The sequence below is a fragment of the Pseudomonas viridiflava genome (assembly GCF_900602065.1).
GTDB lineage: Bacteria > Pseudomonadota > Gammaproteobacteria > Pseudomonadales > Pseudomonadaceae > Aquipseudomonas.
In genome coordinates, this window is record NZ_UWFN01000367.1 from 1 (window position 1) to 288 (window position 288).

Here is a 288-nt window from a genome sequence, read left to right on the forward strand (position 1 = left end):
GTTTTGAGGCACGCGTGCTTTATCCGCTGCATCCAAAGCCAATTCGAGTTCTGGCAGCGTCAATTCGGTGCAGTAGGCGGGTGTGCCTGGCTGCTGACGCCACGAGTTTTCAAGATCGCCGGTGGCCAGCGCATCGAAGCCCGTATCCTCTACAAGTCGCTGCGCAATTGCCACTGCGTTCACGTCATCGCCCGCTACAGGCAACGCTATGCGGGAGGAGGAACCGGCGGGCTGGCCTTGTTCAATCAGCGTCGCCGAGAGCACCGCATTCCACGCCTTGACGACAGA

The 288-nt window shown here is 60.1% G+C and carries 1 pseudogene; it reads right to left on the reverse strand.

Annotated features, from left to right (window positions below):
* Window positions 1-288, reverse strand: a pseudogene (locus EE949_RS29000) (3-hydroxyisobutyrate dehydrogenase); the annotation flags it as partial.